The organism is Cytobacillus oceanisediminis, assembly GCF_007830235.1.
GTDB lineage: Bacteria > Bacillota > Bacilli > Bacillales > Cytobacillaceae > Cytobacillus > Cytobacillus oceanisediminis.
Map to the genome: position 1 here is coordinate 256,543 of NZ_VLKI01000003.1, position 26,099 is coordinate 282,641.

Genomic DNA, 26,099 nt, shown 5'->3' on the forward strand with positions numbered 1-26,099 from the left:
TATTTCCTCATAGGTCATACCTTCAGTAAATTAGCAAAAAATTCAACTTATAGATTGCCAGAAAAAGTTAATGAAATTTACGAGTTTCTTCTGTTAGAACGAACGTTTATTCGCTAGAATAGGGATATGAGGTGAAAAAGATGAAAGTACGCAAGAATCTGCCTGAAATAATGAAGGAACTCATTTCTGAACAGCAATACAAAGAAAATATCGTTCATTGGCATACAATTGAGGAAAAAGAAGCAAAAACAGCGGAGCTTCCTGATGACATTCATCCATCTTTAAAGGATGCGTTGTTAAAGAGAGGGATTACGAGGCTTTATAATCACCAAAAAACCTCTTATCAAACTGCGATGAAGGGGCAAAGCCTTGTAGCGGTTACACCGACTGCCTCCGGGAAAACGCTGTGCTATAACCTTCCTGTGCTTCAAACGATTGTGAATGATCCAAACGCGCGGGCTCTTTATATGTTTCCGACAAAAGCACTGGCACAGGATCAAAAAAGTGAAATCAATGAAATTATTCAGGAATCGGGATTGAATATAAATAGCTATACTTATGATGGAGATACCCCAGCCAACATCCGGCAAAAGGTACGGAGGGCTGGCCATGTGGTCATTACAAATCCGGATATGCTTCATTCGGCAATATTGCCCCATCATACAAAATGGGTTTCTTTGTTTGAGAATCTTAAATACGTAGTAATTGACGAACTCCATATTTACAGAGGCGTATTTGGAAGCCATGTGGCAAATGTGATTCGCCGTCTAAGGAGAATTTGCCGGTTCTATGGAAGTGATCCAATTTTTATATGTACTTCTGCGACAATTGCAAACCCGCTCGAGCTTGCAGAGAAGCTAACGGAAAAGACGGTCAAACTGGTCGATAATAATGGGGCCCCAAGCGGGAAAAAGCATTTTGTTTTTTACAATCCGCCTATTGTCAATAAACCGCTGAATATCAGGAGAAGTGCCACCCTGGAGGCGAGAAAGTTGGCAGGGGAGCTCCTGAAAAATAAAATACAGACCATTGTGTTTGCAAGAAGCCGGGTCAGAGTTGAGATTCTGTTGTCCTATCTGCAGGAACTTGTCAAACATAAGCTTGGCCCCAAAGCCATTCGAGGCTACAGGGGTGGCTATTTGCCAACCGAAAGGCGCGAAATTGAAAAAGGGCTGCGGTCAGGGGATATATATGGTGTTGTAAGTACCAATGCCCTTGAGCTTGGTGTGGATATAGGACAGCTTCAGGTGTGTGTCATGACTGGATATCCGGGTACGATTGCCAGCTCCTGGCAGCAGGCAGGGCGTGCGGGAAGAAGGCATGGCGAATCGCTTGTCATCATGGTTGCAAGCTCAAGCCCGCTGGATCAATACGTCATTCAAAATCCAGATTACTTTTTTAATAAAAGCCCTGAGACTGCCCGAATAAACCCGGACAACCTCATTATTTTAGTGGATCATATCAAATGTGCAGCCTATGAGCTTCCATTTAATGTTGGAGAGCGTTTTGGCACTTTTGAAACGGAAGAGGTTCTGGAATACCTGGCAGAGGAAAGAGTTCTCCATCAAAATGGAGATAAATTTTACTGGATGAATGACTCTTTTCCTGCCCATAATATCAGCCTCCGTTCAGCTTCCCAGGAGAATGTGGTCATTATTGACCAGTCTGATGTAGCCAATGTAAAGGTAATAGGTGAAATGGATCGTTTTTCTGCGATGACCCTTCTCCATGAAGAAGCAATCTATCTCCATCAAGGGACACAATTTCAAGTGGAAATACTGGACTGGGAAGAGAAAAAAGCCTTCGTCCGCGAGGTGGATGTCGACTACTTCACAGATGCCAACCTGGCAGTTGAACTGAAGGTACTTGAACAGGATAAATCAAGGATTTCTTCCATAGGCGAGATAGGATTTGGAGATGTAAGTGTTGTGGCGATGGCAACGATTTTTAAAAAAATAAAGTTTGAAACCCACGAAAATATAGGGTCTGGTCCAATAACCCTGCCTGAAGAGGAGCTCCACACAAGCTCAACCTGGTTATCCTTAAAGGAAGAATCCTTAAAGTTTAAACAGGATCGGCTCGAGCAGGGCCTTATTGGAACAGCGCATGCGCTTAAGCATATTGTTCCTCTGTTTGTTATGTGCGACCCGCAGGACGTCCATGTGGTACCTCAAGTAAAGGCTGCCCATAATGAAAAACCGACAATCTTTTTCTATGACCGGTACCCTGGCGGTGTGGGTTTAAGCGAGAAGATATTTGGGGGAGTTGAACACATTATGCATGAAACCATGGAAATGGTCAGCAGATGTTCTTGTGAACATGGCTGCCCTTCCTGCATTGGTACGGATACTTCCTCTGAAACAGCAAAAAAAGACGTGCTTAGGATTCTTGCCTCCTTTAAAAATGCGACAAGCAGTGAAGGTGATAACATTGTCCATTAAGAATAAGCTGAACAGGCTAAAAAGTCACCTTGGCACTGACAATTGCAATAAGCCTGCTCCTATTAAGAAACAGGAACCCAGTATAGAAGTGCCCTATAAAGAGGATTGGGAAAAGGATGGGGTATATCCATTTTACTTTGAAGATTCCTATTGTCTTGTAAGAGAAAAGGAATATAGTCTCGATCAAATGCATGGCATTTATTCATTTGGCCAATTTGCGGCCGCAGTGGAGGCATGGAATTCTTCAAGTATCAGACACCCGCTCTCTGCCGCTGGCCATGATCCGGAAAATATTTTTTTCTTTGATACAGAGACAACAGGCTTGGGTGGAGGGGCCGGGAATTCTATTTTTCTTCTCGGACAAGCCAGCCTTAAAGGAAATAAAGTAAAATTAAAGCAGCATATTCTCCCGCATCCAGGCGCCGAGATTCCTTTATATAAAAGCTTTCTCGGAAGTATTGATTATTCAACGATGGTGACCTATAACGGGAAAGCTTTCGACTGGCCCCAGGTTAAAACGAGGCATACCCTGATCAGGGAACATGTACCAAAACTGCCTCCATTCGGGCATTTTGATTTATACCATGCTGCAAGGAGAATGTGGAAGCATAAGCTTGAGAGAATAAAGCTGGCTGCAGTTGAAAAAGATGTTTTGGGTATTGAACGAAAAGATGATATTCCAGGATTTCTCGCTCCCATGATTTATTTTGACTTCGTTGAAAGGAAAAACCCTGAAGGCATGCTCGGGATAATAAAACATAACGAAATTGATATTTTATCGCTGATCAGTTTATATACACATCTATCCTTTCAAATATTGCGGCTTGATGATAGGCAAACGCCCCGCGAGGTTTTTGAGGTGGGTCGATGGCTTTCTTCTTTGGGAGAATCATCAGAAGCAAAAACAGCATTCAATAAAATTTCCGATGGCGAAACCCAAGAAGCCCTGGAAGCAAGATTTGCATTGGCGTTTGAGCATAAGAAACATAAAAACTGGGCTGAAGCGGCAAGATTATGGAAAAGCATAGCAGACAGAGGCAGCCTGAAATCAAAGCTGATTTCTTGCATTGAGCTGGCTAAAATCTATGAGCATCGTTTGAAAGATATCGACCAGGCTATGGTATATGCAGAAAAAGCACTAGAGCTATACGGAGAAACCTCCGGAAAAGAAAAGGAAAAAACAAGTATAAAAGAGGAAGAGCTTGAAAAGAGGCTTGAACGCCTGAACAGAAAAAGCATTTAATTGATTGCAATTTTATTTGTAATAAAACTTTAATATTCCAGACAAAAAAATCCACTATTTCCTAGTTGTCTGTACCTCTTGTAAGCGGTAAAATAAGTAGCTGTGTGGTACTTTTTTAGGAATAATATATAGTGAGGCTGGTAATATGTATAAAGCAATTTTATTTTTATTCTTCCTTGTAATTTTCACTACAGCTATCGTTTTTTCCAACCTAAAAGACAGTTTTTACAGTATGCTCTAAACAAAAACCTAAAAAACTATGCTAAATTAGGTATTTTCATTAGTACAAGAATCCCCTTTCTTACATAGGTTGTTAGTGTAAATACAATTCAGAAAGGGGATCTTTACATGCATTGCAGACCAAGACCATCGCAGGTAATGCCTGCAGTTGTTCATCCGACAAAATGCTGTGTAACTCATTCGTTTCAAAACGTAGTGGTTCCGCACATTCATCCTACACACCATACACATGTAAACCACACTAACTATGAGAATCAGCATTCCTATCCTCATACTCAATCAGTTGTGAATGAGGTGACAACCTCTAATGTAAATGTGGGGCCAAGACCAGGTGTAGCAGGAGCATATAGTCCAGGAATGGGACCAGGATTTGGAGGTCCGGGACCTGGAATGGGAATGGGTCCTGGATATGGTGGCCCAGGAACAGGAGTAGCTGGAGCATCAACTGGCCCGGGAATGGGACCTAAGCAAGGGCCAAGTTTTTACGGAAGATAAAGAACAAGGGCTATATGCCCTTGTTCTTTATCTTATGGTTCTGTATAAATCAATAAGGTACAGAACTATATTTTTTATTGGAAAAATTATCAGTTTAAGCGCATACTATAAGAATAAACTTCTTTAGAGGAAAACACCCAACACAAATACGGCATTATCAGCCAGAAATGTTTTAAGGAGTTTTGCATCTTGTCTAAAGTAGCAGTTGTTTCGGGGTATAAACCATTTGAGGTCGGGATATTCAAGAACGATGATCCCGCGGTCGGTTACATAAAAACTGCAATAAAGAAAAGTTTGCTTTCTTTGCTTGACGATGGGTTGGAGTGGGTAATCATCAGCGGCCAGCTTGGAACAGAACTATGGGCTGCTGAAGTTGTTTTTGACCTGCAGCTGGAAGGGTATTCGGAACTGCAGCTTGCAGTCATTACTCCTTTTTTGGAACAGGAGGCATCCTGGAAGGATACTAATAAAGAATGGTATGAGTCCATACTTGTCCAGGCTGATTTTGTTGACTCCGTATCCCGGAAACCATATGAAAACCCGCAGCAGTTCAGGCTTAAAAATCATTTTCTTGTTAATAAAAGCGATGTGCTCCTTCTATTTTACGATTCGGAAAAAGAGGGCAGTCCCAAATACCTATACGAAACCGCCCAAAAATATGAAGAAGAAAATGAATATCAAATTAGACTAATCACCTTTTATGATTTACAATTGATTGTAGAAGAAGAACAATTGTCACAGCGAGATAAGTTTGAATAGTGCATAGATAAATTGACAAAAGTCCATATTTTTGAAAAAATAATAATGATGATTGGCGATATACCGAGGTGAGTGTAATGCTATCCGATAAAATTAAATTAACGGCAAAAGATATTTTGGAAAAAGAGTTTAAAACAGCTATGCGCGGTTATAAACCTGAGGATGTAGATAAATTTTTAGACTTGGTTATAAAAGACTATGAAGCATTCCATCAGGAAATTGAAGAACTTCAGCAGGAAAATATGAGATTAAAGAAGCAGGTTGAAGAAGCTTCACGCCGGCCAGCGGCACAAACTGCCGGCACAACGAATTTTGACATTTTAAAAAGATTATCCAACCTGGAAAAGCACGTTTTTGGCAGTAAGTTGTATGATTGACAGGAATTATCAGTTTTTCCTATTTAAAACCATTGCTATTCCAACAGAGATTTCATATAATAATCTTTGTGATCATTAATAGCGTTCGGGTAATCGCTGCAAGATGTTTTCATATTGTAGAGGAAAGTCCATGCTCGCACAGGCTGAGATGCCTGTAGTGTTCGTGCCTAGCCAATTCATAAGCTAGGGCAGCCTGAGCTTATGCTCGGCTGACGGCAGGGAAAATGCCTAAGTCCTTCGGGATATGGCATGAATACCTTGAAAGTGCCACAGTGACGTAGCCTTTTCAGAAATGAAAAGGGTGGAACGAGGTAAACCCCGCGAGCGAGAAACCCAAATGATGGTAGGGGCACTTTCCCTGAGGAAATGAACAACGGGAAGGACAGGCAAACGCCTGTAGATAGATGATTACCACCTGAGTACGAGACATTAGTCGCTTGCAGTACTATGGTACAAAACATGGCTTACAGAACGTTATTAGTGAGACAGTATGAGTGTTATATATTCAAGCTCTCCTTTTTAAGGAGAGCTTTTTTATTTAACCAATTGAATGATAGTAAGGCATACATATAGCTTATTGTGTACCATTAGCTTATTGCATCAATGCAGCGAAGAGCTATAACTCAGAAAATAATTGCGTCCCACAGAATAGTTATTGATCCAAGCAAGGGGGAAATGCGCCGATACGGTCGCCGAATGCGCCGATCCAAGTGAAAATTGTGTTGGTAGAAATTATTTGCGCCGTTCCAGCAACAAATGCGCACCATACTAATCTATATGGTCCATGATCAGCGCTGCCTTCGTTGCGGTCAGGCGAATAAACATATATACTTTATGTGATAATCACATATACTAATTCCTTAAAAGTGTACATATCAGAAAGAACAATTTTTAAAGTAAGGGTGAAATTATGTCAAAATATGATTTGATCGCAACGACTGCAATGGGTCTTGAAGCTTTGGCAGCGAAAGAAGTGCGAGATCTAGGATATGAGTGCGAAGTTGAAAACGGGAGGATTACTTTCAAGGGAGACGAAGCCGCTATTGTCCGTTCTAACTTATGGTTAAGGACAGCAGACAGAGTCCGGATAAAAGTAGGTGAATTCAAAGCAACAAGCTTTGATGAGCTTTTTGAAAAAACAAAATCTCTGCCTTGGGAAAATTACATGCCGGAAAACGCCGAGTTTCCCGTTTCGGGCAAATCTGTAAAATCGAAACTTTTTTCTGTTTCCGATTGCCAGGCCATTGTTAAGAAAGCAATCGTGGAACGGATGAGAACGAAATATAAAAAAACAGGCTGGCTTGAAGAAAATGGGCCTCTATTTAAAATAGAAGTGGCACTTCATAAAGATGTGGCATTATTGACGATTGATGCCAGCGGAAGCGGCCTGCATAAACGAGGATACCGTGCTGGCCAAGGGGAAGCACCGCTGAAGGAAACTCTTGCAGCCGCATTGGTGATGCTGACAAATTGGACTCCAGACAAGCCGTTCGTTGATCCTTTCTGTGGATCCGGCACGATTCCAATTGAAGCTGCATTGATCGGCCAAAATATCGCACCTGGTTTTAATCGTGAATTTATATCAGAAGCATGGCACTGGATTCCTGAAAAAGTCTGGGAGGATGCCAGAAACGAAGCTGAGGATTTGGCAAATTATGATCAGCCTCTGGATATCGCCGGAGCCGATATTGATCACAGAATGGTGAAAATAGCCGAAGAGAATGCTTTTGAAGCCGGCTTGGGAGAACTCATTAATTTTAAACAAATGCAGGTAAGAGATTTTACGACCACTAAGGAATATGGAGTGATTGTCGGAAATCCGCCTTATGGCGAAAGGCTTGGTGAGAAGGCGGCTGTGCAGAGAATGTATGCCGAAATGGGCAAAGCCTTAGCCCCACTTGATACATGGTCGATCTATATTTTGACCTCTGATGAAGAATTTGAGACTCATTTTGGAAAACCTGCAACGAAGAAACGCAAGCTCTTTAACGGTTTTATCCGTACTGATTATTATCAGTACTGGGGCAAAAGGCCGCCAAGAAACAAATAAGCTTTTCCTTTTAAAATGGCTCTGTTAAGGCTTATTGTTGTTTTTTAAGCACCCTGTTGATTGGAGCGGAAGGCACTAATCCCGCGAAAATGCATTCGCATTTCCTTCGTGCGGTGTTATTTCAGGGAAGCTTATTCAAAGTCCTGCGGGAGTGCGGATCAAAGGGAGACCCCGCAGGAGCAAAGCGACGAGGAGCGTCGGACCGCCCGCGGAAAGGGAGTGCCTCGTGCTGAAATCAACAGGCAAATTTAACAGTGTCTTTAAAATAAAGCCATTAAGCATAAAACCTCCTGTTTATGAATAGACTATACTTATCTAATTCTGTCAGGAGGGATGGCAATGAAGCATTCTACTATTGATTTTCATAAAATTTCGCAGGCACTGAACGGAACAATGGAAGCAATTCAAGGAGAAGGTGATTCTTCGGCTGAGGCTCTTGAGAGTCTTAGAAATGCGCAGGACGAACTGCAGCAGGCATTGTCATTTTCCATGTCTCGCATTAACTAAAAGATAAAACATGAAGTAGCTGCAGGGGCTGGCTGTAAAAGCACCCCTGCTTTTTTGTGAATTTTCGGCGGCGGAACTGCCCACAACCTTCAAATGGTATTATTCTTGACAGCTGCCATATTTGCGATAAAATTGTATGATGTTCATTTGTTTATAAACAGCAAAAAATTGAAATAATGATATAACCGCAATAACGGCGTCTGCAATTTAAGACGCTTTAACTTTTTATTTACGGAGGGGTATCATGTCTAACCGAATGCCTTTTGCCGTGTCCAAGAGCGAATCTTTTTACGAGAAGTTAAGCGAGTGGATCGGGGATGTTTTTTACGATATATTGCCTGAAGCAGGTTTTGAAATACGGGATGAACAAATATTTATGGCTTTTCAGCTTGAAAAAGCTTTTAAAGACAAGAAGGTTATTTTTGCAGAGGCTGGTGTGGGAACCGGCAAGACGATTGTTTACTTGCTGTATGCAATCAGCTATGCAAGGTACATAAACAAGCCTGCCATTATCGCATGTGCGGATGAAACATTGATCGAGCAGCTTGTTAAAAAGGAAGGCGATATTGCCAAGCTTGAAAAGGCATTGGGGTTGAATATCGATGTAAGGCTGGCTAAATCGCGCGATCAATACTTATGCTTAAATAAGCTGGACAAGCTTGTGGCAAACGATGTACATGATCATTACAACGGCATTTTTGATGAGCTTCCTGACTTTGTCCAAACCGGTTCCTCTATGCAAAAATTTGAGAGGTATGGTGATCGTAAGGATTATCCAGACTTGCCGGATGAGCATTGGGCAAATGTTGCATGGGACTCAATCCAGGATTGTTTTACGTGTGAAAAACGCCACCGCTGCGGCCAAACCTTGCATCGGGAATATTACCGGAGTGCAAAGGACTTGATTATTTGTTCACATGATTTTTACATGGAACACATTTGGACAAAGGAATCAAGAAAACGGGAAGGACAGCTCCCTCTGCTTCCGGAAAGCTCTTGTGTTGTTTTCGATGAGGGACACTTGCTGGAATATGCCTCCCAGAAGGCGCTGACCTATCGGTTCACTGAGCAAATACTTGAATCTCTATTAACAAGGCTGATGGCGAATGATGTGCGGGAAAAAACCTTGAATATCATTGAAGATGCTATTTACCAGAATGAGCATTTCTTCTTAACGCTTGCAATGTCTGCTTCCGCTGAAACAGGCTCAGACAAGAAAGCCATTGAAAAAACGGCTGATGTCATGCGAGAAGGAAGAAAGCTGCAGGATTTAATAAGCAGTCTTGAAGAGGAACTGGTTTTTGAAAGTGAAATGTATGTCATTAACGACTATGATTTAAAAATCGTCGAAGAATACCTTGAGCAAATCTCATACTCACTGTCTCTGTTCCTTAAAGATTTAAAGGGAATTACTTGGTTTGAAGACCATAATGGTGAAAGAACCCTGGTGATAATGCCTAGAATGGTCGAGGATATTATGAGGGAGGAAGTTTTTTCACAGAACAAGCCCTTTGTTTTTTCATCGGCAACATTGTCTGAAGATAAATCCTTTGATTATATGGCCAAAAGTCTTGGTGTGAATGAATATTTATCCTTCACAGTAGAATCTCCGTTTGATTATGAAGAAAACATGTCCATTAGCATGCCGGAATTTGCAGAGGATGATACAGCTGCAAAAATGGAATATACAATTGGGCAAATCAGGCAATCTGAAGGACGAGCTTTGGTGCTGTTCACAAATCGTTCAGATTTGGCAGAATTTAAAGCTTATGCTGCCGGCAAAATGGATGTCCCGTTCTTTTTCGAAGGAGATGCGGAAATTAGCACACTGGTGTCAAACTTCCAAAATGACGAGCAATCTGTTCTATGCTCCGTTAACTTATGGGAAGGTCTCGACATACCGGGAAGATCTCTGGAAAACGTGATTATTTTTGGCCTGCCGTTCCCTCCGCATGATCCGGTCTTTACTGCAAAGAGAGAAGGGGCAGCCGATCCATTCAGGGAGGTTGATCTGCCATATATGATCTTGAGATTAAGACAGGGAATTGGACGATTAATCAGAACCCATGAAGATAAAGGAACTGTTCATATTTTAGTAAATGAAAATGAAAATCCCGAAGTGCTTGAGATGATTAAAAAGGTTTTGCCGACGAAAGCTTCCTTAAGCAAACAGATATAAAATGGAAAAGTGCCCAATAATTATTGGGCACTTTTTTTCACTTTATCCCCTTAAGAGTCTATTTCCTTCAGGCGTCATATTTTCAGGTGTCCATGCAGGCTCCCAGACAAGATTAACATCTACAGAAGAAAATTCCTCCAGCTCTTCGATACAGTATTTTACGCCGCTGACTATACTGTCATGTAGCGGGCAGCCAGGTGTCGTTAGGGTCATCGTTATTAATGCTTTGCCTTCTTCGGGGAAGTCCACATCATAAATGAGCCCCAAATCAACTACGTTTATATTAAGCTCCGGATCCATTACTCTTTTTAAGTTAGTTAGCACTAATTCTTTTAAGACCATGAAAATCTCCTCCTATTTTTTAATAACTGTTATGATCAAATAACTGAAACTAAGGCATGTACCCAACACCATCATCTGGCCAGTGAAGAATAAGCCGCTGTTTTCAAATATGATGGAAGCAATCACACCCAAGACACCAAGGATAAGGACAGAGAGAACTGGGATCGAGGCTTTGTCTTCCATCATATCTTTTAGTGAAGGTACACTCCGTTTGCCGATTTCCTTGCTGTATTTCCATGTCCACCATAGAAAAGGAACAATTTTAAATAGATAGCCGAAGATGCTTAAAGCCACCCACAGCATCAGGTATGCAAAAATGATGAATCCTGCAGTGTTTTCAAAATTGCCAAAAAGCGAGTATGCGAATGCTGCATAATGGATCATTAATCCGGCAGGAATTGCAAGCAGAGCAAACCGGAAGGAATAATCAAGTTTCTTCTTTATTCTTTTCTTTAAGATTTGCAGCATATGCCAGGCAAAGAAAGTGAATCCGCCCGCAAGAACGAGCAATCCTGCAGTAAAAAGCGAATTCTGTTCTGCAATTAATGCGATAAATGACAGTGCCAAACCCGCTCCATAAAAGGCAAAAACATATTTGGCCGGCTTCATGCTATAACCATGAGACAAGGAAAACATCGGCACCATTTTATAGGAAAAACCAAAGATTAATAGTGTAAACCAGCCTGCTGTCCCAAGAAGCAAATGGCTTTTAAAGATAGCTTGATAGTGATCAGAAGCAAAGCCGGTCTTCATGCTGATTACCAGCATGATGCCCATTAAGATGGTGGTGAACAAGCTGGCCAGGGCGGTTCCCACAAAGAGAGTCAGTACATTGGGCTTTGCTTGTTTTTTTAATGTCATCAGCATTTGCAGCAGGAACATCATAATCCCTGTTAATGTAATAAGGCCAGGAAGCAGGGCATCCTGCGGGCGGTAAAAGAGGACATGGGCAAAATACAGGATGCCAAAAGCTGTTATTCCGAATTGGATGAACCCGAATTTTTCATTCCATATTGGTGTTAGAAAGGCCACCGGAACAAGCTGATACATGGCTCCCATTGCCGCCATTAACGCCCATCCCAGTACAAATAGGTGGGCAGCCGACCAGATTCCCGGTACTCGGAATTGGCCGTTAATCATGAAGTCTCCCTGAAAAAGAATAAGGGAAAGGGATCCTATTAAACTAAACATGCTGAATAATATAAATGAAAAAGGGAGTTTAATATTCGTTTCATTTTTTGTATTTGGAAGCAATGGGATCACCTGCTTATTTCTTAATTTCTATTAAAAAACTTCCATCATTCTGCTCAGTGGTTTCATGCTCGTAACCCAATTCATCCAGCTGTTCATAAAGAAACATTGGACGCCTGTCATTGATAATAAATAAGGTTTCACCGCCGGAAAGGCTTTCAAGGGCTGCGAGAGTCCTCATCATTGGCTGGGGCGGCTCAAGTCCCCGGTTATCCAGCTTCATAATGATTCACTCCTCTTGGTAAAAGTTATTTTCCAATGCTTTTTTTCAATCTCTTCAGCTTTGTGTTCAAAACCCTTTGCTTTTAACACTCCCAAAAGAGGCACAGGCTTAAAGGGGGCATGCAGAATAAAGACATCATTCGAATCAAGCTCTGTTACGGCAGTCATTATTTTCTGGAACGGTTCCAGTTTGTTTTTTAAATCCTCTCTTACGTCAAGCTCAACTATTTTGTTCTCCATTGTTAATCCTCCTTATAAAAATTCCTAAATAATTTGGTCTTTCAGCTGGCTGCGGTTGATTAAGAAATAACCTGATTCGTCTGTTGCAAGATAACCCTTTTTCTTTAGATGGTTAATGGTTCTGCTTACGGTTTCTCTAGAAGTGCCAATCATATTGGCAAGCTCTCTGTTTGTAAAGTGGGTGGTGATTTTATAGACCTCATCGGCTTTTACGCCATTGGTTTTGCAAAGCCTTAATAAAAGCATGATGATTTGTTCATGTGTATTATGGAGAATTTGTTCCTCCAGCCGATTCTGTAAATCAATAATCTTTTCACCAAGCACTTTAAAGAGCTTTATGCAAAGTTCAGGGTAAGAAATAAGAATTTGTTCAAAGCGGTCAATTGGAATTGCAGCCAGCTGTGCTTCCTCCATTATTTCTGCATGTGCCGGATATAGGCCCTTTCTAAAGAAGCCTGCATGCGGAAACATCTCACCAGCTTCCAGAACGGAAACGATTTGTTCCCTCCCGGAAAAATCAGTTTTATATATTTTTACTTTGCCTGAATGAATAAAAAATACCCGATCCAGAGGATCACCCTGCATAAACACATACATCTTTTGTTTATAGAAACGTGTCTGGGCTATTTCAACAATTGGAGACAGCTCTTCTTTATTGAGTTCTTTAAATAAAGGAACACTGCCTATCCTCTTTTCAATCTCCTCTTTTCTCAATTAGATCACCTTCCAGTGCAATTACATCTATTTGCTCTCAGTTTAACAGCTGCAGCTATTGAAATAAGTGAGCTGCATCATATAGAAAGAAATTTTATGATTCTCATTCTCAAATAGTGTGAAAAATCACATCCCGTTAATGAGGTTTCTCACAAAAACACTTTAAAAAGAGTAATAGAATCAAAGCGTACTCAAACAGAAAGGAAGCGAAAACAATGGAAGTCAACCGCGTAACACCTATTAATAAAGTGGTGAAAAGAAATAAAAATGCACTATTAAAATCCATTCTTATTTTCACCATAATTGCCAGCTTTACAGTTCTCTTGATGGGAGGCTACTGGATCTTTAAGGAGCAGGCCCCACGGCCGCTTGAGGTAACAAATGAAAAGGGGGAGGTTATTCTTACAAAGGAAACGATCATGGGAGGCCAGGCGGTTTTCCAGAAGTACGGATTGATGGATTATGGTACCGTGCTTGGCCATGGTTCCTATATGGGGCCGGACTACACAGCTGAAGCCTTAACGGTTTACACCGAGGGCATGAAGGATTTTAGGGCTGAAGAAAAATATGGAAAGCCATTTGATGAGATTACCGGTGAGGAACAAACCGTAATAAGGGACCTAGTAAAAACGGAAATGCGGGAAAACAGATATGACCCTGATTCAGATACAATGGTGATAACAGATGCACAGGTATATGGGTATGAAAAAGTAGGAGAGTTCTATCGAAAAGTCTTTACCGAGGGTGACGGCTGGGGATTAAAAGCGGAATTAATTAAGGAAGAACATATGCCTGCTGAGGAAAGAGCTTATGTTGCTTCAGGAGACCAAATCCAGCAGATTTCTGATTTCTTCTTCTGGACAGCATGGCTTTCCAGTACGGAACGAATGAATGATGATATTACGTATACGAATAACTGGCCTTACTACGAGGATGCAGGCAATGAAATGTCCTTCTCTGCTATTTGGTGGAGCGGAGCAAGTGTTACAGTCCTAATTCTGTTTGTCGGGATTATCCTGTTTGTATTTTACCGTTATCATTTGGGAATGGAAGAGGCATATAAAGACGGAAACTTCCCTCGAATTGATTTATCGAAGCTTCCGGTAACTTCTTCTCAATTAAAGTCCGGAAAGTATTTCTTAATTGTAACTGTTCTATTTTTTGTCCAGGCAATGTTTGGTGCTTTGCTTGCCCACTATTATGTCGAACCTGACAGCTTCTTTGGCATCAAGTGGATCCATGATATCCTTCCATTCAATATTGCTAAAGGCTACCATCTGCAGCTTGCCATCTTCTGGATTGCAACAGCATGGCTCGGCATGGGTATTTTTGTTGCACCATTAGTAGGCGGACATGAACCGAAAAAGCAAGGCCTTCTTGTTGATATCCTGTTCTGGGCACTTGTTGTCCTGGTTGGGGGAAGCATGATAGGCCAATGGCTTGGAGCAAACGGTTATTTAGGAAACAAGTGGTTCCTGCTCGGACATCAGGGATGGGAATATTTGGAGCTTGGCCGTTTGTGGCAGGGAGTTCTGGCTGCAGGAATGTTAATCTGGCTGTTCATTGTATACCGTGGAATTAAGAGCGGGTTAAAGCGAGAGAATGATAAAGGCGGCTTGATTCACCTTTTATTCTACTCAGCGATAGCTGTACCATTTTTCTACCTGTTCGCGTTTTTAATGAATCCGGATACAAGCTTTACCTTTGCCGATTACTGGCGATGGTGGATCATTCACCTGTGGGTAGAAGGTATTTTTGAGGTATTCGCTGTGGTAGTTATTGGGTTCCTGTTAGTACAAATGAAGCTTGTAACTAAGAGCTCAACTGTTAAAGCTCTTTACTTCCAGTTGATTTTGCTGCTTGGCAGCGGTGTTATTGGCATAGGACACCATTATTATTACAATGGCTCTTCTGAAATTTGGATCGGCTTGGGAGCTGTATTCTCTGCACTTGAAGTTATTCCATTGACTCTTTTAATCCTTGAAGCATATGACCAATATAAAATGATGAGAGATGGCGGTGTAGACTTCCCTTATAAAGCTACTTTCTGGTTCTTAATTTCTGTAGCAATCTGGAACCTGGTTGGTGCAGGAGTATTGGGCTTCCTGATTAATCTGCCAGCTGTCAGCTTCCTTGAGCATGGACAATTCTTAACTCCGGCACATGGTCACGGAGCAATGATGGGTGTATACGGCATGTTTGCCATAGCAGTATTGCTTTACTCTTTACGAAATATTGTCAAACCGGAGAAATGGAACGACAAATGGCTAAAATTCAGCTGCATCATGCTGAATGTGGGGCTTGCTGGAATGGTTTTTGCTTCCCTGCTTCCAGTCGGATTCCTGCAAATGAAAGAAGCTTATGTGAACGGCTATGCTGCTTCCCGTTCAGCAGACTTTTTAAAGCAGGATATTATCCAATCTTTATTAACTTTAAGATCCGTACCGGATACAATCTTCCTGGTTGGAGTTGTCGCACTAGTGCTTTTTTCAATAAAGGCTATGTTCAATCTGCGTAAAGTAACTCATAAGGAAATTGAACCTCTTCCTGTTAGAGACCTTAGCACGGATGAAGATGAATAAAGCATATAGAAAAATCCGCAGATAGTCACTCTGCGGATTTTTCCCTATCCTTTGAACAATCAAAACAGATGGTTTCGTTATTTTCGGTGTAAACCCCGTTGAAAAATCCGTCCAGGCAATACAGCTGTTTACCGCAAACGCAGCAGCTGCCTACTAATTCTTTCATACTCATTCACTCCTGGCTTTTTAAAAATGATGTGCTGTTTTTCTTAAAATAAAGGTACATGGCACAAACGGTAAACAGTAAGACTACTGCAGCTATAACAAATCCAGCTCTAAATGATACACCCAATAAGCCTAAAAAAGTGGAACCCGCAACAACACCTAACGAAAAGAATGCATAAAAGAGGCCAAATGCCTTACCTCTTGTTTTTTCTGTCGTATGTTTTGCAATAAGCGCATTAATTGAAGGGAATAGTAGCGCAAACCCTGTACCATATAGGATCATACAGAAAAACATATAGGTAAGAGAGGAAGCTGAACTCAGAACAATAAGTGCCATGCCTATAATAATCATGCCTGTCATCATTGTGTTTTGGTGCTTATACTTATCGAAGATTTTATTGATAGGCAAAAGAAAAATAAGGATAGCGGTTATTCCAAAGGTACTTAACAAAATTCCGCTGAAAATAGAATTGAATTGCAGGTTCTCAACCTGTAAGGGCAGCAGATAGGCAAGTGTTCCCTGTGCAAACATAAGCGAAAAAGCTCCGGCATAGCTTACAGCAAGCATCGGTTCCTTCATTAAAGGCAATAGTCTCTCTGAATGGGCATCTGTCCGCTTTGCTTCTTCATTGCCCCTTGAGGCCAAAAAAGTAAAAGCAAAGACAGCGCTGCTGATCATTGTTGCGGCAATAATTAGAAATACCCAATCTACGCTGTATTTGGAGGCGACAACAGCACCAAATGCAGGTCCCATTATGGCTGAGCTTCCAACGGCCGCACCTGATAATGCCATCGATTTGCCTTGTTTATTTGATTTTCCACGGTTTGCGATGACTGTGAATGCCGCTGGAACAAGAAAGCCTCCAAACAGGCCATGGAGAAATCTGATGGCAATTAATTGCATCGGCGTACCAACAAGTGTGTACAGCACCAAAATGGATCCTGTTAAAGCAAGTCCCGATACCAGGACAATTTTTGCGCCGCTTTTATCAATCCAGTAACCGGCCAAAACGTTGCCGATCATATTCGAAAATGAATACATACCAACAATTAATCCAATAAAAGCTGGTGACGGACTAATGGACTTGGCAAAGGGGCTCATGATGGGCAGCTGTGAAAATGTATCTATAAAAGCCACAATTACAATAAAGAAAATAAAATATCTCATACTAACTCTCTTCCTGGGAATAGTTCACTTTACACCATTATAACTCTTTAACTAGAAGGTTAAAAAGAAAAACGGTAAATATCATAGGATAGCTGTGATGCGGTTCACTAATCTTTTAGACCTGCTCCATTAAAATAAAAGTGTAAAACAAAAGAACAGGAGGGAGAAAGAAATGAGAGAATTTGCCCGCACGGTAATTGCGCCTGACTATCCGCCAAAAGATAAGCATCCAGTTATTTTCAGCACATTTGATTCATTAAAAGACGGAGAATTTATGCAGATTGTCAACGACCATGACCCGCGTCCTCTTCGGTATCAGTTTATGATGGAACGAGAAGATCAATTCACTTGGGAGTATATTGAAGAGGGCCCGGAAACGTGGAGAGTAGCAATAGGCAAAAAATAAAAACAAAATTTATTGAAAGCATTCCTCGGAAAAGCAGGCACCAGCTATAACGGTGCCTGTTTTTCTTTTGGCAGATAAGCTCCGTACTGTAAAAATATAAGAATGAAAGAATTAGAAAATGAAGACTGCCTTTTCAGAAAAATATGATAAAATGGTTTTGTATTAGATTAAGAGGGGTGAAGAATTATGACAGGAACACTAAAAGAGACAGAGCGCCAATTTATGGATTATGTAAAAAAAATGACTGCATATAATGAAGCATTATCCCTAATGTTTTGGGATCTTCGCACAGGGGCTCCGAAACAGGGAGTGGAACAGCGCTCTGAGGTAATCGGAATGATTTCTTCAGAAGTGTTCAGGATGTCAACCTCAGAGGAAATGGCAGCATACATAGCAAAGCTTTCAGGCAAGGAAAATCTTTCGGAAGTGACCTTAAAGACCCTGGATGAATGCAAAAAAGATTACGATCGGAACAAAAAAATCCCTGCAGAAGAATACAAGGAATATGTTATTCTTCAGTCCAAAGCGGAAAGCATCTGGGAAGAGGCAAAGGTGAACTCTGATTTTGATATGTTCCGCCCATACCTGGAAAAGCTTGTGGATATGAACAAGCGCTTCGTTGGTTATTGGGGATATGAAGGAAACAAATATAATACACTGTTGGACATGTATGAGCCTGGTGTCACAGTTGAAACGCTTGATAAGGTTTTCGGACAATTACGGGAAAAAATTGTACCGCTTGTCCAGCAAATTTCAGAGTCTCAGAACAAGCCGGAAACAAGCTTTTTATATGAACATTTCGCTAAGGATAAACAGCGGGGCTTCAGCCTTGAAATCCTTAAGCAAATGGGCTATAACTTCAAAGCAGGGCGCCTTGATGAAACCGTCCATCCTTTTGCTATTGGTTTAAACCCTGGCGACGTCCGTGTAACGACTAAATATGATGAAGAGGACTTCCGTACAGCTGTATTTGGCACCATCCATGAAGGCGGCCATGCCTTATATGAGCAGAACATTTCTGCTGATCTGGTGGGGACGCCATTATGCACAGGAACATCAATGGGAATCCATGAATCTCAGTCTCTTTTCTATGAAAACTTTGTCGGACGCAACTATTCATTCTGGAAAAAGAATTATCAGCTCCTTAAAGAATATGCAAGCGGACAATTTGATGAAGTGCCTTTGGATGGGTTCTATCGTGCGATTAATGAATCCAAGCCATCATTGATCCGTATTGAAGCAGATGAATTAACGTATCCGCTTCATATCATTATCAGATATGAAATTGAAAAAGGCTTATTCAATGACGAGATTGAAGTCAAAGATCTTCCTGAGATCTGGAACGAAAAGTATGAACAATACCTTGGCGTGAAGCCTGAAAACGATGCACAAGGCGTCCTTCAGGATGTTCATTGGGCAGGCGGAAGCTTCGGCTATTTCCCTTCCTATGCTCTGGGCTATATGTATGCAGCACAGCTGAAAAATAGCATGTTAAAGGATTTGCCTGACTATGATAAACTGTTTGAAGAAGGAAACCTGCTGCCAATCAAGGAATGGTTTACAAAAAATGTACACCACTACGGCAAAATGAAAAAACCGCTGGAAATTTTAAATGATGTAACAGGCGAAGGTCTTAATGCACAATATCTTGTTGATTATCTGTATGATAAGTACGGTAAAGTGTACGAGTTAAACTAAAATAACCTTTAAAAATAATTAAGAGGGTGGCGCTTGTGCCATCCTCTTCATTCATGGAGAGTAAATTATGAAGAGAATATTCCCATATTTAATGATTGCCTTTGGAGCAAGCCTTTGGGGGATTATCGCCATTTTCGTTAAGGGATTGGGAGAATACGGATTTACGGCTATGGAAATTGTAGCAATAAGAGTAATCTCTGCTGCGTTTTTCCTAATTATGATTGGCTTGGCGCGCTTTAGAAACCAGCTGAAGCTGAAAACACCGGTGGACCTTCGGCTTTTTGCAGGCACCGGTATATTAAGCATAGTATTTTTTAATTACTGTTATTTTACAACGATAAATCAGATCAATGTTTCGATGGCGGTCATTCTGCTCTACACTGCTCCTGCATTTGTTACTGTTATGTCCTTCCTGTTTTTAAAGGAAAAGGTGGATTTCAGAAAAATTGGCGCAGTGGCTGGTACAATTATGGGCTGTATTCTTATTGCGGGCCTTACGGCAGGAGACAGCAAAATAACATTCCTGGGAATATTGACGGGGTTAGGGTCTGGTCTCGGTTATGCACTTTATACCATTTTCGGCAAATTTGCATTAAGAAAATACCATCCATTTACGGTAACGCTTTATACTTTTCTGGTCGCAGCAGCAGCTCTTATTCCAGTGACCCGATTATGGACAAAAGCTGGACTATTTCTATCTGCAGATGTTTTGCTGCTTAGTATTGGCTTAGGTTTTATTCCAACTGTTCTGGCATACTTTGTATACACATGGGGCCTTGAGCAGACAGAGGGAAGCAAAGCGGCTGTTATTGCGACGGTTGAACCGGTTGTTGCGATGCTATTGGGAGTTTCTCTTTATGGTGAAAACCTCGGTATCATACAAATTGCCGGTGCACTTTTAATACTTAGCTCGGTTGTTATTGTAAACCTTCCTTCAAAAAGAAAAAACACCGGCATTATTTCGGAATCACAAAAACTGGAACATTAAAAATCTCCGATCCTGAGGGACCGGAGATTTTTTCATATAGTCTTGCCTATTTACCAGAGCTTATATCCTTTAGCCCCTGGAGGAGCGTTTTGAATTAAGTCAATAAATGGAATGGTGTAAGCAAACAGAATCAGTACAAACGTAATTCCAAGCCATAGTTTCCAGTTTTCAAATACCATTGGAGCTTTTTCAGCCTCATCTGCCGCTTCACCGACAGGAAATTCCTGTTCTCCTTTAGGTGCAAAGAAAGCTAGATTGATAAAGATGTAAAGCATTAAGATGATGCCAAGGAACAGGATGGAACCGCCAATCGCCTGGGCAACTTGATATGGAATCCATTCTGCGGCCTGTGCTGCTCCGCCATACTCGGAGTAAGATGAACGTCGTGGAGCCCCAAGCAATCCGGCAGCATGCATGGCACCTGACATGAAAGTCATGCCAATGGACCAAATGACAGCCTGGATGATGCCTAATTTATTCATAGCTTTTGTTAGTTTGCGGCCAGTCAAATGCGGTATAAGCCAATAGGAAACTCCAAAGAATGTTAGTACGACGGATGTTGCCACAGTTAAATGAAAGTGTCCTGTAACCCAGATCGTATTATGGACTACCTGGTTCATCTGGTGGGAGGCATTAACGATACCGCCGGCACCAGCAGGAATAAATGTTACCATTCCGATGAATGGAACGACAAAGCGTGCATCACCCCAGGGCAATTTCTTCAGCCAGCCAAATAATCCTGTTGCACCTTTTGCACGTCCAAAACTTTCAAACGTTGCAAATAGGGAAAAGGCAGTCATAAGAGACGGAATAACAACAAGGAATGTCAAAATAACTTGTAAAAACTTCCATGCCGGATCGATTCCTGGTTCCATTAATTGATGGTGAAAACCAACCGGGATAGAGAAAAGCAGGAATAAAATAAAGGACATGCGTGCCAATGAATCAGAGAAAATCTTTCCGCCGATGACTTTTGGGATAACAACATACCAGGCCATATAGGCAGGCAATAGCCAGAAATATACAAGCGGATGTCCGAAGTACCAGAATAATGTCCGGCTGACTCCAATATTAACGGTTTCAACAATGCCCAATGACCAAGGAAGCAATTGGAATAGAACAGTTGATGCAACACCAATTGTTGCGACTATCCACATCATTGTGTTAACAAGTGACATAAATGTTAGGAGAGGGCTCGGCTGGCCTGGATTTTTTCTTCTCCATTCAGCGTATTTCATGATAATGGCCGCGCCATCAACCCAGCTTCCCACAATCACCAGTGTCAGGCCAATGTAATACAATGCATGTGCCTGAAGCGGAGCATAGAAGGTATATAGCACAGTTGCTTCATTTAAGAGAATCATGGTTGCAGCAAGAACAGTTCCTGCTGTCATCAGCCAAAAGCCGACCCATCCTGTTATGCGCTGCTTTTTCGTAAAGGTGCCTGATGTTTTGCTTGTTGCAGCGAGCTGGAAGCCCATAATAAAGAAAGTAGTAAGTACAAGTCCTAATACAACACCGTGAACCGTAAGAATCTGGTAATAGCCGATTCCTGCAGGAAGTTCGAATTTTCCAGAACGAACGAGAGTCTGCAATAAACCTGCCAGGCCTCCTATTGCCAAAGCAGTAAAGGCTACATAAAAGTGAGCCATTGCCAATTTGCCGTCACGGCGGTCTACTTTTAGATTAGCTGCTGGATTAAACATTATTTCACCACCTTAATTTTAGACGACATCATATGGTGACCAACACCGCAATATTCATTACAAACAATTAAGTATTCACCTGTTTTATCAAATGTTGTTATATGTTCACTGATATATCCAGGTTCTAGCATCATATTGATATTTGAGCCCGCTACTTCGAATCCATGGACAACGTCTTTTGTTGTAGCAATAATTTTAACTTTTGCTCCATAAGGAACCTCTACGGAAGCAGGGCTATAGGAAAATGCGGATGCTACAAAAACCAATTCATAATCCCAATCTTTACCCTCGACTTTTTTCAATCCAGGCTCATTGAATGGAGCGGTAGTATCAACCTTTTCAGGGTCAATTGTTGCTAAACAGCTTGGCGGCTGGTTCCCAAGATAAAATGCGCTGACACCCAACACTGTTAAAAAAACCAGAAGTGATCCGATTCCAAAGATGAGCCAGGCTTTTTCAAACTTATGCATATGCATGGCTTTTTTCCCCTTTCTATCTTTTAAAAGCGACTGACAAATAATAAGTAAACGCCTATCCATGTAATTACTAGGAAGAATCCTAATAAGAAAACGGAAGCTAACGTTCCCTTTAAGGAAGAGCTATCCTCTATTTCAGTTTTTGTTTTGCGGCTGAGTTCCGTTTTCGCCATTTTCTTTCACTCCCTTCGAAAAATTGGAAAAAGTAAATGATTACATTTTCATAATACAAGACATTTAGGAAGATTCTAGATGCTTTCCGTGAGTTCACAAATTGTTCATTCGTTACTTAATTACTATGGTAATAGTGAAAAATTGATTCTACAGTGATATATGTCACAAAAACCAAGCTAAAAATGTGAAGAAAATGTGAAGGTTAACATAGGTCTTCTGCAGGAGGATAATACTTTGCAAATGATAACGATGAACCAACACAGAATGAATAAAATGATCAAATAGCGAACAATTTATGTGATAGATTTAATTAAGTTCGTTTTTTAGCTTGTTTTTGGGTTGAAAAAATGATGAATGATGTTATAATGTTTATAAATTAATAACATTCACTCATATAATCGCAGGAATATGGCCTGCAAGTTTCTACCGGGTTACCGTAAATGATCCGACTATGGGTGAGCAATGTACGGGGCGGATTCCACCCTCTAATTGCCTGCAGCTTAGTTTTATTAGCCTGTAGGCCATTGCTTCACTCATTTTTATGTTGTGAATGCATGGCCTTTGGGCTTTTTGTGTTTTAAGGCTCTTATTTACAGAGGGGGAAGAAAATGGAACTGCTTATTGAAAAAATAAAAAACGAAGGGATTGTTCTATCATCGTCAGTACTGAAGGTAGACTCCTTCCTAAACCACCAGATAGATCCGCAGCTTATGCAAGAGGTTGGAAAAGAATTTGCTGAACGATTTGCTGATAGCGGAATTACAAGGATATTGACCATTGAATCTTCCGGAATTGCCCCTGCTGTTATGACGGGGCTTCAATTGAAAGTTCCGGTTGTTTTTGCCCGAAAAAGAAAATCTTTGACACTCGTAAATGATCTGATTACAGCTTCTGTCTATTCTTTTACAAAGCAAGAAACCAGTGAAATTTCTGTGTCGAAGAAGTATCTTGATGAAAAGGATAAAGTGTTAATCATTGATGATTTTCTTGCTAACGGACAAGCTGCACTTGGACTCGCAGAAATAGCAAAGAAAGCAAATGCTTCGATTGCAGGAATTGGGATTGTTATAGAAAAAGGGTTTCAGGATGGCGGCCGTCTGCTTCGGGAACAGGGCTACAGAGTAGAGTCATTAGCAATTCTTGACTCGCTTGAGAACGGTATGGTCAGCTTTGAAAATTCATCAGAGAAAATGGAGGAACTAGCGCGATGAACCAGAATCCGATCAAAATTGCTTCACTCGGTATTCAGCATGTGCTGGCTATGTACGCGGGAGCGGTTATTGTACCGCTAATAGTAGGGGGAGCCCTCGGCTTAACAGGAGAACAGCTTACCTATTTAGTTTCAATTGATATTTTCATGTGCGGGATTGCAACCCTCCTTCAAGTTTGGCGCAATAAATTCTTTGGAATTGGCCTTCCAGTTGTCCTGGGATGTACCTTCACAGCTGTAGGACCTATGATCGCCATTGGAGGCCAATACGGAATATCTGCCATCTATGGCTCCATTCTCGTCTCAGGAATTTTTGTTGTAGCTATTTCAAAGTATTTTGGAAAGCTTGTCAGATTTTTTCCGCCAGTTGTTACCGGGTCTGTGGTAACGATTATTGGAATTACGTTAATCCCCGTAGCAATGAATAATATGGCTGGGGGCCAGGGAAGCCCAGACTTTGGTTCTCTGCCAAATATTGCACTAGCATTTGGAACATTGCTGTTCATTATTGTACTGTTCCGTTTCTTTAAAGGGTTTATTCGTGCCATTGCCATTTTACTAGGATTGGCTGCAGGAACAGTTGTTGCTTATTTTATGGGAATGGTGAATTTTTCAGCAGTTGGAGAGGCTTCCTGGTTCCATATGCCGGCTCCATTCTATTTTGGCTTGCCTACTTTTGAAGTGACTGCCATTCTGACAATGGTTCTGGTTGCAATGGTTAGTTTAGTAGAATCGACGGGAGTTTACTTTGCGCTCGGTGACATTTGCGATGAGAAACTTGAGGAAAAGGACCTTTCAAATGGCTATCGTGCTGAAGGGCTTGCCATTATCTTTGGAGCTGTCTTTAATGCATTTCCTTATACTACGTATTCACAAAATGTCGGACTCCTTCAGCTGTCAGGGGTAAAAACAAAAAATGTCATTTATACAGCAGGTGCATTCCTTGTACTGCTAGGACTGGTGCCGAAAATTGGAGCATTAACTACAATTATTCCAACACCTGTGCTTGGAGGGGCGATGGTTGCCATGTTCGGAATGGTTGTTGCCTATGGAATTAAAATGCTAAGCAAAGTGGAGTTTTCATCTCAGGAGAATCTACTAATCATTGCCTGCTCTGTCGGAATGGGATTGGGAGTAACTGCTGTTCCCGAATTATTTGCCCAGATGCCTTCCAGCATTAGAATATTGACGGATAACGGGATTGTGGCAGGAAGCATGACGGCCATTATTTTAAATCTTGTATTTAATGTTTTTAAAGGAAATAAGCAGGTTCAGCCAGATACTTTTATTGAGCAGAAAGCTTCTTAATTCATCGCAATTGTATTCACAATAAAACCGGCAATCAATATAATATTCTATCGGGATATTTTTCAACATTCCCGACGCTGTTGCTCTTCACAGGAAAGCGAGTGGATAGGAATGGAAAAATATTATTGCGACCATTGCCGGCTTTTATATAATGAAGAAGAAATTTGTGAGGCATGCGGATTGCTTGTTACGAAGAGGATTTATATCGAAGTTCAAAAACATCAAAAAAATCAAAATCATTTTGGGGCATCGGAATAATCCGATGCCATTTTTTTGTGAAAAGGATTTATTATGCTAAAATAAAATTAATTTTCAGACAAAGGATGGATAAAATATGTATTTACCGACATTTCGCCTGGATGGCCAAAAAGCCATTGTTACAGGCGCAGGAAGAGGAATTGGGAGAGCTTTGGCCATTGGTCTGGCAGAAGCAGGAGCAGATGTTGCTCTATTATCCAGAACGGTCTCTGACTTAGAGGAGACTGCAGGAATTATACAAAGTATGGGCAGAAGGTCTTTAGTAATCCAAACGGATGTAACAAAAAGGGAAGATGTACATAATGCGGTTCAAAAGGTGGCTGCCGAATGGAATGAAATTAATATCTTAATAAATAATGCAGGTATGAATATCCGTTCAAAGGCATTGGAAGTTACGGATGAAGAGTGGCAAACCATTATGGATACTAATCTTAAATCAGCGTTTATGATGTCACAGGAAACCGCAAAGGTTATGAAGGAAAAGAATACACCTGGCAGAATCATTACGATTGCGTCTGTTGCCGGACATGTAGCATTAAGAACTGGAGTCGTTTATGCGGCAACCAAAGCGGCTTTAATCCAAATGACTAAAGTCCTCGCCATGGAATGGGGCGCCTATAATATCAATGTTAATGCCATCGGGCCATGGTATTTTAAGACCCCGCTGACTGAAAAATTATTGGCTGATCAAGAATACATAAAAGATATCCTGGCTGTTACTCCTCTAAAAAGGGTAGGAGAGCTGGAAGAACTGGTTGGTCCTGCGGTCTTCCTCTCTTCCTCTGCCGGAAGCTATGTCACTGGCCAAACCCTATTTGTGGATGGCGGTATGACCATACACGGATTCTAAACACATACTTTAAATTGGAAAAGATTTAGTAATGCTATCAATTCGAGTGT

The 26,099-nt window shown here is 41.2% G+C and carries 26 protein-coding genes, 1 other RNA gene and 1 riboswitch; of the genes, 17 read left to right on the plus strand and 10 right to left on the minus strand.

Features of this window, described 5'->3' with window-relative positions; genetic code table 11:
- Positions 1 to 140 precede the first annotated feature (140 nt).
- From IQ19_RS07770 to IQ19_RS07805, 9 genes are all read left to right on the plus strand, one after another.
- Complete coding sequence (locus IQ19_RS07770; RefSeq protein WP_144541650.1) at positions 141 to 2,441, plus strand: DEAD/DEAH box helicase; 2,301 nt, start codon at positions 141 to 143, stop codon at positions 2,439 to 2,441.
- Entirely contained in the window at positions 2,431 to 3,684 is a 1,254-nt protein-coding gene (locus IQ19_RS07775) for a ribonuclease H-like domain-containing protein (RefSeq protein WP_144541652.1), read from the plus strand. The genes IQ19_RS07770 and IQ19_RS07775 overlap by 11 nt, the downstream gene beginning before the upstream one ends.
- 348 nt (positions 3,685 to 4,032) lie before the next feature.
- A complete protein-coding gene (locus IQ19_RS07780; RefSeq protein WP_110064181.1) occupies positions 4,033 to 4,419 on the plus strand; it encodes a CotD family spore coat protein in 387 nt (128 codons plus the stop codon).
- Positions 4,420 to 4,608: 189 nt separating this feature from the next.
- Positions 4,609 to 5,178: an SLOG family protein gene (locus IQ19_RS07785; RefSeq protein WP_144541654.1), complete on the plus strand. Its 570-nt coding sequence runs from the start codon at positions 4,609 to 4,611 to the stop codon at positions 5,176 to 5,178.
- Positions 5,179 to 5,255: 77 nt separating this feature from the next.
- Entirely contained in the window at positions 5,256 to 5,555 is a 300-nt protein-coding gene (gene gpsB / locus IQ19_RS07790; protein ID WP_144541655.1) for a cell division regulator GpsB, read from the plus strand.
- An 81-nt stretch (positions 5,556 to 5,636) separates the two neighbouring features.
- Positions 5,637 to 6,027: RNase P RNA component class B (gene rnpB, locus IQ19_RS07795), an RNA gene on the plus strand.
- 438 nt (positions 6,028 to 6,465) lie between these two features.
- Positions 6,466 to 7,605, plus strand: a complete 1,140-nt coding sequence (locus tag IQ19_RS07800; RefSeq protein WP_144541657.1) for a THUMP domain-containing class I SAM-dependent RNA methyltransferase — start codon at positions 6,466 to 6,468, stop codon at positions 7,603 to 7,605.
- Positions 7,606 to 7,944: 339 nt separating this feature from the next.
- The gene (locus IQ19_RS28040; RefSeq protein WP_199749398.1) at positions 7,945 to 8,112 is read left to right on the plus strand and encodes a hypothetical protein; all 168 of its coding nucleotides are present in this window, start codon (positions 7,945 to 7,947) and stop codon (positions 8,110 to 8,112) included.
- A 244-nt stretch (positions 8,113 to 8,356) separates the two neighbouring features.
- On the plus strand, positions 8,357 to 10,291 hold the full coding sequence (locus tag IQ19_RS07805) for an ATP-dependent DNA helicase (protein WP_144541659.1): 1,935 nt from the start codon (positions 8,357 to 8,359) through the stop codon (positions 10,289 to 10,291).
- A 42-nt stretch (positions 10,292 to 10,333) separates the two neighbouring features.
- Here the strand turns inward: IQ19_RS07805 and IQ19_RS07810 are convergent, their stop codons facing one another.
- From IQ19_RS07810 to IQ19_RS07830, 5 genes are read right to left on the minus strand one after another with little or no spacing between them, the layout of a single operon-like run.
- Complete coding sequence (locus IQ19_RS07810) at positions 10,334 to 10,633, minus strand: metal-sulfur cluster assembly factor (protein WP_144541661.1); 300 nt, start codon at positions 10,631 to 10,633, stop codon at positions 10,334 to 10,336.
- Positions 10,634 to 10,645: 12 nt separating this feature from the next.
- Complete coding sequence (locus tag IQ19_RS07815) at positions 10,646 to 11,887, minus strand: hypothetical protein (protein WP_144541663.1); 1,242 nt, start codon at positions 11,885 to 11,887, stop codon at positions 10,646 to 10,648.
- A 13-nt stretch (positions 11,888 to 11,900) separates the two neighbouring features.
- Positions 11,901 to 12,107 carry a DUF2249 domain-containing protein gene (locus IQ19_RS07820; RefSeq protein ID WP_144541665.1) on the minus strand — a complete coding sequence of 69 codons (207 nt, stop codon included), beginning with the start codon at positions 12,105 to 12,107 and terminating at the stop codon, positions 11,901 to 11,903.
- Complete coding sequence (locus IQ19_RS07825) at positions 12,104 to 12,346, minus strand: DUF2249 domain-containing protein (protein ID WP_144541667.1); 243 nt, start codon at positions 12,344 to 12,346, stop codon at positions 12,104 to 12,106. The genes IQ19_RS07820 and IQ19_RS07825 overlap by 4 nt, the downstream gene beginning before the upstream one ends.
- 24 nt (positions 12,347 to 12,370) lie before the next feature.
- Complete coding sequence (locus IQ19_RS07830) at positions 12,371 to 13,060, minus strand: Crp/Fnr family transcriptional regulator (protein ID WP_144541669.1); 690 nt, start codon at positions 13,058 to 13,060, stop codon at positions 12,371 to 12,373.
- Positions 13,061 to 13,275: 215 nt separating this feature from the next.
- Here IQ19_RS07830 and IQ19_RS07835 point away from each other — a divergent pair, with 215 nt between their 5' ends.
- On the plus strand, positions 13,276 to 15,642 hold the full coding sequence (locus IQ19_RS07835; protein ID WP_144541671.1) for a nitric-oxide reductase large subunit: 2,367 nt from the start codon (positions 13,276 to 13,278) through the stop codon (positions 15,640 to 15,642).
- A gap of 25 nt (positions 15,643 to 15,667) precedes the next feature.
- Here IQ19_RS07835 and IQ19_RS28045 read toward each other — a convergent pair whose 3' ends face one another.
- Together IQ19_RS28045 and IQ19_RS07840 are read right to left on the minus strand one after the other, a co-directional pair.
- Positions 15,668 to 15,808 (minus strand): hypothetical protein, encoded by a 141-nt coding sequence (locus tag IQ19_RS28045; RefSeq protein ID WP_199749400.1) that lies wholly within the window; start codon positions 15,806 to 15,808, stop codon positions 15,668 to 15,670.
- A gap of 6 nt (positions 15,809 to 15,814) precedes the next feature.
- Positions 15,815 to 16,975: an MFS transporter gene (locus IQ19_RS07840; RefSeq protein WP_144541673.1), complete on the minus strand. Its 1,161-nt coding sequence runs from the start codon at positions 16,973 to 16,975 to the stop codon at positions 15,815 to 15,817.
- A 172-nt stretch (positions 16,976 to 17,147) separates the two neighbouring features.
- Between IQ19_RS07840 and IQ19_RS07845 the strand changes: the two genes are divergently transcribed.
- The 3 genes from IQ19_RS07845 (at position 17,148) to IQ19_RS07855 (ending at position 20,067) form a co-directional block, all read left to right on the plus strand.
- Entirely contained in the window at positions 17,148 to 17,381 is a 234-nt protein-coding gene (locus tag IQ19_RS07845) for a DUF2249 domain-containing protein (protein WP_144541675.1), read from the plus strand.
- 186 nt (positions 17,382 to 17,567) lie between these two features.
- Complete coding sequence (locus tag IQ19_RS07850) at positions 17,568 to 19,079, plus strand: carboxypeptidase M32 (RefSeq protein WP_144541677.1); 1,512 nt, start codon at positions 17,568 to 17,570, stop codon at positions 19,077 to 19,079.
- Positions 19,080 to 19,146: 67 nt separating this feature from the next.
- Positions 19,147 to 20,067, plus strand: a complete 921-nt coding sequence (locus IQ19_RS07855) for a DMT family transporter (protein ID WP_144541679.1) — start codon at positions 19,147 to 19,149, stop codon at positions 20,065 to 20,067.
- Positions 20,068 to 20,117: 50 nt separating this feature from the next.
- Here IQ19_RS07855 and IQ19_RS07860 read toward each other — a convergent pair whose 3' ends face one another.
- Genes IQ19_RS07860 through IQ19_RS07870 form a run of 3 tightly spaced genes read right to left on the minus strand, consistent with a single transcriptional unit; the run spans position 20,118 to position 22,422 of the window.
- The gene (locus IQ19_RS07860; protein ID WP_144541681.1) at positions 20,118 to 21,773 is read right to left on the minus strand and encodes a b(o/a)3-type cytochrome-c oxidase subunit 1; all 1,656 of its coding nucleotides are present in this window, start codon (positions 21,771 to 21,773) and stop codon (positions 20,118 to 20,120) included.
- Positions 21,773 to 22,249 carry a cytochrome c oxidase subunit II gene (locus IQ19_RS07865; RefSeq protein ID WP_144541682.1) on the minus strand — a complete coding sequence of 159 codons (477 nt, stop codon included), beginning with the start codon at positions 22,247 to 22,249 and terminating at the stop codon, positions 21,773 to 21,775. Before IQ19_RS07865 ends, IQ19_RS07860 begins: the two co-directional genes overlap by 1 nt.
- A 23-nt stretch (positions 22,250 to 22,272) precedes the next feature.
- Entirely contained in the window at positions 22,273 to 22,422 is a 150-nt protein-coding gene (locus IQ19_RS07870; RefSeq protein WP_144541684.1) for a cytochrome c oxidase subunit 2A, read from the minus strand.
- A 371-nt stretch (positions 22,423 to 22,793) separates the two neighbouring features.
- Positions 22,794 to 22,895: riboswitch (purine riboswitch) on the plus strand.
- 136 nt (positions 22,896 to 23,031) lie between these two features.
- Between IQ19_RS07870 and IQ19_RS07875 the strand changes: the two genes are divergently transcribed.
- The 4 genes from IQ19_RS07875 to IQ19_RS07885 all read left to right on the plus strand — a co-directional run bounded on the left by IQ19_RS07875 (position 23,032) and on the right by IQ19_RS07885 (position 26,049).
- Positions 23,032 to 23,634 carry a xanthine phosphoribosyltransferase gene (locus IQ19_RS07875; protein ID WP_144541686.1) on the plus strand — a complete coding sequence of 201 codons (603 nt, stop codon included), beginning with the start codon at positions 23,032 to 23,034 and terminating at the stop codon, positions 23,632 to 23,634.
- Positions 23,631 to 24,941 (plus strand): nucleobase:cation symporter-2 family protein, encoded by a 1,311-nt coding sequence (locus IQ19_RS07880; RefSeq protein WP_144541689.1) that lies wholly within the window; start codon positions 23,631 to 23,633, stop codon positions 24,939 to 24,941. Before IQ19_RS07875 ends, IQ19_RS07880 begins: the two co-directional genes overlap by 4 nt.
- 111 nt (positions 24,942 to 25,052) lie before the next feature.
- Positions 25,053 to 25,199, plus strand: a complete 147-nt coding sequence (locus tag IQ19_RS28050; protein WP_199749402.1) for a hypothetical protein — start codon at positions 25,053 to 25,055, stop codon at positions 25,197 to 25,199.
- Positions 25,200 to 25,275: 76 nt separating this feature from the next.
- Entirely contained in the window at positions 25,276 to 26,049 is a 774-nt protein-coding gene (locus IQ19_RS07885) for an SDR family NAD(P)-dependent oxidoreductase (RefSeq protein ID WP_144541690.1), read from the plus strand.
- Positions 26,050 to 26,099: the final 50 nt, after the last annotated feature.

Excerpts from the sequence above, each read along its gene's own strand:
- gpsB (WP_144541655.1), top strand. The coding sequence starts at position 5,256 with ATGCTATCCGATAAAATTAAATTAACGGCAAAAGATATTTTGGAAAAA.
- IQ19_RS28045 (WP_199749400.1), bottom strand. The coding sequence starts at position 15,808 with ATGAAAGAATTAGTAGGCAGCTGCTGCGTTTGCGGTAAACAGCTGTAT.
- IQ19_RS28040 (WP_199749398.1), top strand. The coding sequence starts at position 7,945 with ATGAAGCATTCTACTATTGATTTTCATAAAATTTCGCAGGCACTGAAC.
- IQ19_RS07880 (WP_144541689.1), top strand. The coding sequence starts at position 23,631 with ATGAACCAGAATCCGATCAAAATTGCTTCACTCGGTATTCAGCATGTG.
- IQ19_RS07885 (WP_144541690.1), top strand. The coding sequence starts at position 25,276 with ATGTATTTACCGACATTTCGCCTGGATGGCCAAAAAGCCATTGTTACA.
- IQ19_RS07810 (WP_144541661.1), bottom strand. The coding sequence starts at position 10,633 with ATGGTCTTAAAAGAATTAGTGCTAACTAACTTAAAAAGAGTAATGGAT.
- IQ19_RS07835 (WP_144541671.1), top strand. The coding sequence starts at position 13,276 with ATGGAAGTCAACCGCGTAACACCTATTAATAAAGTGGTGAAAAGAAAT.
- IQ19_RS07800 (WP_144541657.1), top strand. The coding sequence starts at position 6,466 with ATGTCAAAATATGATTTGATCGCAACGACTGCAATGGGTCTTGAAGCT.
- IQ19_RS07870 (WP_144541684.1), bottom strand. The coding sequence starts at position 22,422 with ATGGCGAAAACGGAACTCAGCCGCAAAACAAAAACTGAAATAGAGGAT.
- IQ19_RS07845 (WP_144541675.1), top strand. The coding sequence starts at position 17,148 with ATGAGAGAATTTGCCCGCACGGTAATTGCGCCTGACTATCCGCCAAAA.
- IQ19_RS07825 (WP_144541667.1), bottom strand. The coding sequence starts at position 12,346 with ATGGAGAACAAAATAGTTGAGCTTGACGTAAGAGAGGATTTAAAAAAC.
- IQ19_RS07840 (WP_144541673.1), bottom strand. The coding sequence starts at position 16,975 with ATGAGATATTTTATTTTCTTTATTGTAATTGTGGCTTTTATAGATACA.
- IQ19_RS07805 (WP_144541659.1), top strand. The coding sequence starts at position 8,357 with ATGTCTAACCGAATGCCTTTTGCCGTGTCCAAGAGCGAATCTTTTTAC.
- IQ19_RS07770 (WP_144541650.1), top strand. The coding sequence starts at position 141 with ATGAAAGTACGCAAGAATCTGCCTGAAATAATGAAGGAACTCATTTCT.
- IQ19_RS07865 (WP_144541682.1), bottom strand. The coding sequence starts at position 22,249 with ATGCATATGCATAAGTTTGAAAAAGCCTGGCTCATCTTTGGAATCGGA.
- IQ19_RS07780 (WP_110064181.1), top strand. The coding sequence starts at position 4,033 with ATGCATTGCAGACCAAGACCATCGCAGGTAATGCCTGCAGTTGTTCAT.
- IQ19_RS07850 (WP_144541677.1), top strand. The coding sequence starts at position 17,568 with ATGACAGGAACACTAAAAGAGACAGAGCGCCAATTTATGGATTATGTA.
- IQ19_RS07860 (WP_144541681.1), bottom strand. The coding sequence starts at position 21,773 with ATGTTTAATCCAGCAGCTAATCTAAAAGTAGACCGCCGTGACGGCAAA.
- IQ19_RS28050 (WP_199749402.1), top strand. The coding sequence starts at position 25,053 with ATGGAAAAATATTATTGCGACCATTGCCGGCTTTTATATAATGAAGAA.
- IQ19_RS07875 (WP_144541686.1), top strand. The coding sequence starts at position 23,032 with ATGGAACTGCTTATTGAAAAAATAAAAAACGAAGGGATTGTTCTATCA.
- IQ19_RS07855 (WP_144541679.1), top strand. The coding sequence starts at position 19,147 with ATGAAGAGAATATTCCCATATTTAATGATTGCCTTTGGAGCAAGCCTT.
- IQ19_RS07820 (WP_144541665.1), bottom strand. The coding sequence starts at position 12,107 with ATGAAGCTGGATAACCGGGGACTTGAGCCGCCCCAGCCAATGATGAGG.